General features: G+C 39.6%; 6 protein-coding genes. All 6 read left to right on the plus strand.

The window, feature by feature from the left end:
- Window positions 1-15 precede the first annotated feature (15 nt).
- Entirely contained in the window at window positions 16-1,032 is a 1,017-nt protein-coding gene (gene purM, locus JUJ52_RS10110) for a phosphoribosylformylglycinamidine cyclo-ligase (RefSeq protein WP_205389611.1), read from the plus strand.
- Complete coding sequence (gene purN / locus JUJ52_RS10115) at window positions 1,029-1,598, plus strand: phosphoribosylglycinamide formyltransferase (protein ID WP_121604628.1); 570 nt, start codon at window positions 1,029-1,031, stop codon at window positions 1,596-1,598. The genes purM and purN overlap by 4 nt, the downstream gene beginning before the upstream one ends.
- A 2-nt stretch (window positions 1,599-1,600) precedes the next feature.
- On the plus strand, window positions 1,601-3,133 hold the full coding sequence (purH, locus tag JUJ52_RS10120) for a bifunctional phosphoribosylaminoimidazolecarboxamide formyltransferase/IMP cyclohydrolase (protein ID WP_121604629.1): 1,533 nt from the start codon (window positions 1,601-1,603) through the stop codon (window positions 3,131-3,133).
- Between the two features lie 17 nt (window positions 3,134-3,150).
- Window positions 3,151-4,410, plus strand: coding sequence for a phosphoribosylamine--glycine ligase (gene purD / locus JUJ52_RS10125; RefSeq protein WP_205389612.1), 1,260 nt, complete (start codon window positions 3,151-3,153; stop codon window positions 4,408-4,410).
- A 702-nt stretch (window positions 4,411-5,112) separates the two neighbouring features.
- Entirely contained in the window at window positions 5,113-5,808 is a 696-nt protein-coding gene (locus JUJ52_RS10130) for a response regulator transcription factor (protein ID WP_205389613.1), read from the plus strand.
- Window positions 5,801-6,474 (plus strand): sensor histidine kinase (locus JUJ52_RS10135; RefSeq protein WP_228088905.1); only part of this gene is annotated, 674 nt, incomplete at its 3' end. The genes JUJ52_RS10130 and JUJ52_RS10135, both read left to right, overlap by 8 nt.

Genomic DNA, 6,474 nt, shown 5'->3' on the forward strand with positions numbered 1-6,474 from the left:
GAGGAAGTGGCGTTCATGTCAGAAGTATATAAAGATGCAGGGGTAGATGTAGAAAAGGGCTATGAAGCCGTAGAAAGAATGAAAAAACATATTCAACGTACGACTCGCCCCGAGGTACTTGGTGGTATTGGTTCGTTTGGGGGTTTGTTTGACCTTACTTCTTTTGCTTACGAGGAGCCAGTTTTAGTATCAGGTACAGATGGTGTTGGAACAAAGCTAAAGCTAGCATTTGAATTAAATAAGCATGATTCTGTAGGAATAGATCTTGTCGCTATGTGTGTAAATGATATTATTGCTCAGGGTGCAAAGCCGTTATTTTTTCTTGACTATATTGCTTGTGGCAAAAACGAACCAGTTCAGATGGAACAAATAGTATCGGGGATTGCCGAAGGCTGTGTTCAGGCGAATGCTTCCTTAATTGGCGGTGAGACTGCTGAAATGCCTGGGATGTATCAAGATGGTGAGTATGACTTGGCGGGATTTGCTGTTGGTATTGCTGAAAAGTCCAAGCTCGTAACTGGAGAAGCAATTCAAGCAGATGATGTCATCATAGGTCTTCCCTCTAGCGGCATTCATTCGAATGGCTACTCATTAGTCCGTAAGCTTGTAGCCGATCTTGATTTTCATAACACCTACGGGTTGAGTTGCTCCCTAGGAGAAGCATTACTGACACCAACGAGGATTTATGCTACATCAATGAAAAACGTGCTAGATTCTGGAAGGATAAAGGGTATTTCTCATATAACGGGCGGTGGTTTCTATGAAAACCTCCCACGTATGCTACCGACTGGTTTAGGTGCAGAGATAGACCGTAACGCTTGGGAGCCGCCAGAAATCTTCCCATTTTTACAAGCGCAAGGGAAGATCAACGAAGAAGACATGTACGGGATATTTAATATGGGAATAGGTATGGCTATTGTTGTTGCAGCAGAGAATGTCCGTGATGTGCTCCGTTTATTGGAAATACAAGGAGAACTACCAACAGTGATTGGAAAAGTTATTCCGGAAGAAGGAGTGCATTTTTGTTCATGAGCCGTATTAAAGTAGCTGTATTTGCATCAGGTACAGGTAGTAATTTTCAAGCATTGATGGAGACAAAAAGCTTAGCCTGTGACATTGTACTTCTCGTTTGCGATAAGCATGATGCTCCAGTCATACAGAAGGCAAAGGCGAATGGAGTTGCGACATTCATTTTTGACCCAAAATCCTATTCTTCGAAGCAGGCATATGAGCAAGAAATTACGGATAGGCTAAAGGCGGCTTCTGTTAGTTGGGTATTTCTAGCTGGCTATATGCGAATTGTTGGTTCTGAGCTGCTCACTGCTTATCGTGACAAAATCGTTAATATACATCCATCGTTATTGCCGGCTTTTCCAGGTAAGGATGCTATCAAGCAAGCATTTGAAGCTGGCGTAACAAAAACAGGGGTAACGATTCATTTTGTTGATGAAGGCATTGATACAGGACCAATGATTCAACAGCAGGAAGTATATATCGATGCTACCGCTACATTAGAGGAGTTAGAAGAACGTATTCATCAGGTGGAACATCAATTATATCCACAGGTCATTAATCAACTTTTACAGAATGAGGGGTAATTATGAAAAAACGTGCATTAATCAGTGTATCGAATAAAGAAGGCATTATTGAATTTGCTAAAGGACTTCATGAAGCTGGAGTAGAAACCGTTTCTACAGGTGGGACACTTCGAGCTTTACAAGAGGCAGGCGTGCCAACAATTGCTGTAGAGCAGATTACTGGCTTCCCTGAAATATTAAATGGACGTGTTAAAACATTGCATCCGTTTATCCATGGAGGATTACTGGCAAAACGAGATAATGAAGAGCATCAAAACCAGCTGGAAGAAAACAAGATTTCTCCAATAGATTACGTCATTGTTAATCTGTATCCATTTAAACAAACATTAGAAAAACAAGGCGTAACCAAGGAAGAGATCATTGAAAATATCGATATCGGTGGTCCTACCATGCTAAGATCCGCTGCTAAAAATTATAAGGATGTGGCGGTAGTTGTTGATCCAAGTGATTATAATCAAGTATTACAGGCCATTAAACAGGATACGTTGACGGTTGACCAAAGGCAACAATTGGCTGCAAAGGTTTTCCGACACACAGCAAATTATGATGCACTTATTGCGCGTTATTTTACAGAAGAAACAGGTGAGGATTTTCCAGAAACCTATACGATTACGTATGAAAAGGCTCAGACGCTTCGTTATGGGGAAAATCCACATCAATCCGCTGCATTTTATAAACGATCGATTCCTGTTAAGGGAAGTTTAGCAACCGCAGAACAGCTTCATGGCAAGGAATTATCTTATAATAATATTCAAGATGCGAATGCCGCATTAGAAATACTTGCAGAATATACGGAACCAGCGGCAGTAGCTGTAAAACATATGAACCCCTGTGGAATAGGAGTAGCTCATACGATTGATACTGCCTTTCAACGTGCATACGACGCAGACCCAATCTCCATTTTTGGAGGAATCGTGGCATGTAACCAAGTCATCGATCAACTTACAGCAGAAAAGCTAAGCAAAATTTTCTTAGAAATTGTAATTGCTCCAGGATATACAGAGGAAGCACTTGCTTTATTAACCGTGAAAAAAAATATCCGATTGCTAAAACTCCATGTGGAGCCAGCGGAGGAAGTAGGTCATACATTTACATCTGTAAACGGTGGCATGCTTATCCAAACGAAGGATAACGGTCGTATTAATCCGGATGAACTAACGATTGCTACTACTCGTGAACCGACAGAGAAGGAGCTGGCAGACTTATTATTTGCTTGGAAGGCTGTTAAGCATGTGAAATCGAATGCGATTGTTTTAGCGAAGGAAAAACGAACAGTGGGAGTTGGAGCTGGTCAAATGAATCGAATTGGTGCAGCCAGCATTGCTATCGAACAGGCTGCTGAACATGCGCAAGGTGCAGTGATGGCTTCAGATGCATTCTTTCCAATGCCGGATACGGTGGAGGCTGCAGCAAAAGCTGGAATAACTGCAATTATTCAACCTGGTGGTTCTAAGCGTGATCAGGACTCCATTGATGTGTGTAATGAGTACGGTATTGCAATGGTATATACAGGGATGCGCCATTTTAAACATTAAATGGAAGGGGATATTTCATGAAGATTTTAGTAGTTGGTCGAGGTGGACGTGAACATAGCATCATTATGAAAGTGGCTGAAAGTGAACGTGTTTCCGCGATTTATGCAGCCCCTGGAAACGGTGGGATTGCTGAGCAAGCAACGTGTATACCAATTGATGAGTTAGATATAGATGGACTTCTAGCATTTGCAAAAGAGGAAGCGATTGATTTAACAATCATTGGACCAGAAAATCCATTGAATGCGGGAATTGCTAACAAATTTAATGAAGCTGGTTTAGCTATTTTTGCACCGACGAAAGAAGCGGCATTATTAGAGGGAAGTAAGCAATTTGCAAAACAATTTATGCAAGCATACGACATACCAACTGCTGCCTATCAGTCCTTTACATCTGTTGAACAAGCAAAAGCCTATATCGCAGAAAAGGGAGCGCCAATTGTTATAAAGGCAGACGGCTTGGCTGCAGGGAAAGGCGTTATTGTTGCCGAAACAAAGGAGCAAGCGTTTACTGCTGTAGAAGAGATGCTTGTAGAAAAAACCTTTGATGAGGCGGGATCTACCATTGTGATAGAGGAGTTTCTTCAAGGGGAAGAATTTTCCCTAATGGCGTTTGTCCATGAAAATCAGGTATATCCAATGGTACCTGCAAGAGATCATAAGCGGGCATATGATCAGGATCACGGCCCAAATACAGGGGGGATGGGGGCTTTTTCACCAGTACCAGACCTCACTCAAGCAGATATTGATTTTTCATATACGCATATTTTACAGAAAACAGTGGACGGTTTAATAGAAGAAGGTAGAGCCTTTACGGGAATTCTTTATGCGGGTTTAATGAATACAGAAGATGGACCTAAAGTAATTGAGTTTAATACCCGGTTTGGTGATCCGGAAACACAGGTTGTACTACCATTATTAAAAAATGATCTTGTTCAAGTAGTTCTCGATGTCCTAGCAGGTAGAAACCCAGAGCTTCAATGGGATAACAAAGCTTGCGTTGGAGTTGTTTTAGCCTCTGAAGGATATCCAGGTGCTTACCAAAAAGGGGTTGAATTACCTACGCTGCATACAGAACGTGCTTTTATCGCTCATGCAGGGACAAAACAAGCAGACGGCGTGTTTGTCTCGGATGGAGGGCGTGTGCTGTTGGCTGGATCAACTGCAGCCTCGATAGAAGAAGCAGCGAGAAATGCATATACCGCATTTGCTAGCGTAAAGAAGGATGGTGGATTCTTTTATCGAACCGATATTGCAAAAATTGAAATGAAGCAAGCATAAAAACGGTACTTCCCTATATTTTTGGAGAGTATTCAGCTAGTGGATAGAAATATTGTTTGTTAAACAGCTACTCAATTGTTAGATCAAACAATAGAGGAAACCAATATGGGTAAAGTGTGGGATTGTCTGCCAGTAAATGTCCGATAGGTTTAAAGGCCTTTAGGTCATATCCGTGGTACTAAATTGGGGGATAAACAACCCCCAAACGGATTGAAGTTTCATTTTATATGACAGATGATAATATTAGGAAAACCAGCTACTCTCCTTATAGGATGGTAGCTGTTTTTTTATAGTCCGGGAAATTAAGGAAATTATAAAATTTGCCCATCTGGATAAATCTGGACGTGTGGACCCACCGTCCAGCGCCCAGAAACAAGGCGACTTCACGAATCGCCCTAATCGAAGCCATTATGGCTCCGAACCACATCGAGATTCCTTTATCTCCGTTGACTCGATCCAGTCGCTACGCTTCTAATCGGGCGCTTGCACTTTTGCTCTTGAATCCCCTTTTATCTTGTAAGGGCATGCAAGGATGCTTTTATATATGACTTACCATGAAATATTTAGTGATTATAAAAAGGTGGAACAACGAGCAATCTGAAGCAAATTAATAGTAATTGTGTTTTATGATAGCACGTGTAAAATATAAAGAAAGATAAATTGGTTTAAGGGTAATGCTAGAAGGAAAGTGGTGAATCTGACATGAACGATGCCTCAATTGTCGTTGCAGACGACGAAAAAGAGATAGCTGATTTATTAGCTATTCATTTAGAGAAGGAAGGATATAAAGTCCATAAAGTTTATAACGGAAAAGAAGTTATGAAAGTGATTGATCAGCAATCTATCGATTTAGTGATTCTAGATATTATGATGCCAGAAATGGATGGGTATGAAGTAACAAGGCAGATAAGAGAGAAACATAATATGCCTATTATTTTTTTGAGTGCCAAGACCTCTGAATTCGATAAAGTGCAGGGGCTTGTTATTGGTGGTGACGACTATATGATTAAACCATTCTCCCCAATGGAGCTTATGGCACGCGTTCAAGCACAGTTAAGAAGATACAAAAAATTAAATGAAGCCAAATTAATGTCAACAGCCAATATGGAGTTTGGTGAACTAACTGTTTCTAAGGAAGAGCATGTAGTTTATCTATTAAATGAAAAAGTTGAATTAACCCGTAAAGAATTTGAGATTCTATATTTATTAGCAAAGCATCCGAGAAAGGTTTATAGTGTTGACAAGATTATGCAAATCGTTTGGGGAGATACCTATTATGATGGTGCGAATACAGTGATGGTTCATATAAGAACATTACGAAAAAAGTTAAAAGAAGATAAAAGAAAGAATAAGTTTATAAAAACGGTATGGGGGGTTGGCTACACATTTGATGGTTAAATGGTTGAGAAGTTTTCGCGCAAAAATAATTGGTATGTTTGCTTTAAGTAGTTTATTATCAGGTCTTTTAACATATCTCATTATCATGCTTGCGAAGCAGTATTATTCTACAGTTGATTATGGTAGCACTGGGCATGCTATTCGTGAATTTATTCGAACGATTGGTGATGTATATGTCTTTCTTTTCATATTCATTGTGTTTTCCTTTTTGTTTTTCTATATGTTAATGAAGCCATATACAACGTATTTCAATAAAATCTCAAAAGGTATTCGGCAATTAGCTCAAGGTGATTTTGATTACCAGGTCAAGCTATCGTCTAAAGATGAATTTAATGATATAGCAAACGATATTAATCGGACTAGTGCTAGACTGAAAGAAGCAATTGAAAAGGGGGAGTTCTTAGAAAGTAGTAAGGATCATTTAATTGTGAATTTAGCACATGATCTACGAACACCGCTCACCTCTGTTTTAGGATATATAGAAATTATCTTAAAGGATAAAACACTTGGTGAAGAAGAAAAGATGCATTTCTTAAAAATTGCATTTAATAAATCGCAACGCTTAGAGAGACTGTTAGATGAATTATTTGAGATAACAAAAATGAATGACCATATGTATTCTATTGAAAAAACAAAAATTAATATTTCTGCTTTACTTTATCAATT

This window comes from Virgibacillus sp. AGTR, assembly GCF_016919725.2.
GTDB classification, from domain to species: Bacteria; Bacillota; Bacilli; order Bacillales; family Amphibacillaceae; genus Virgibacillus; species Virgibacillus salarius.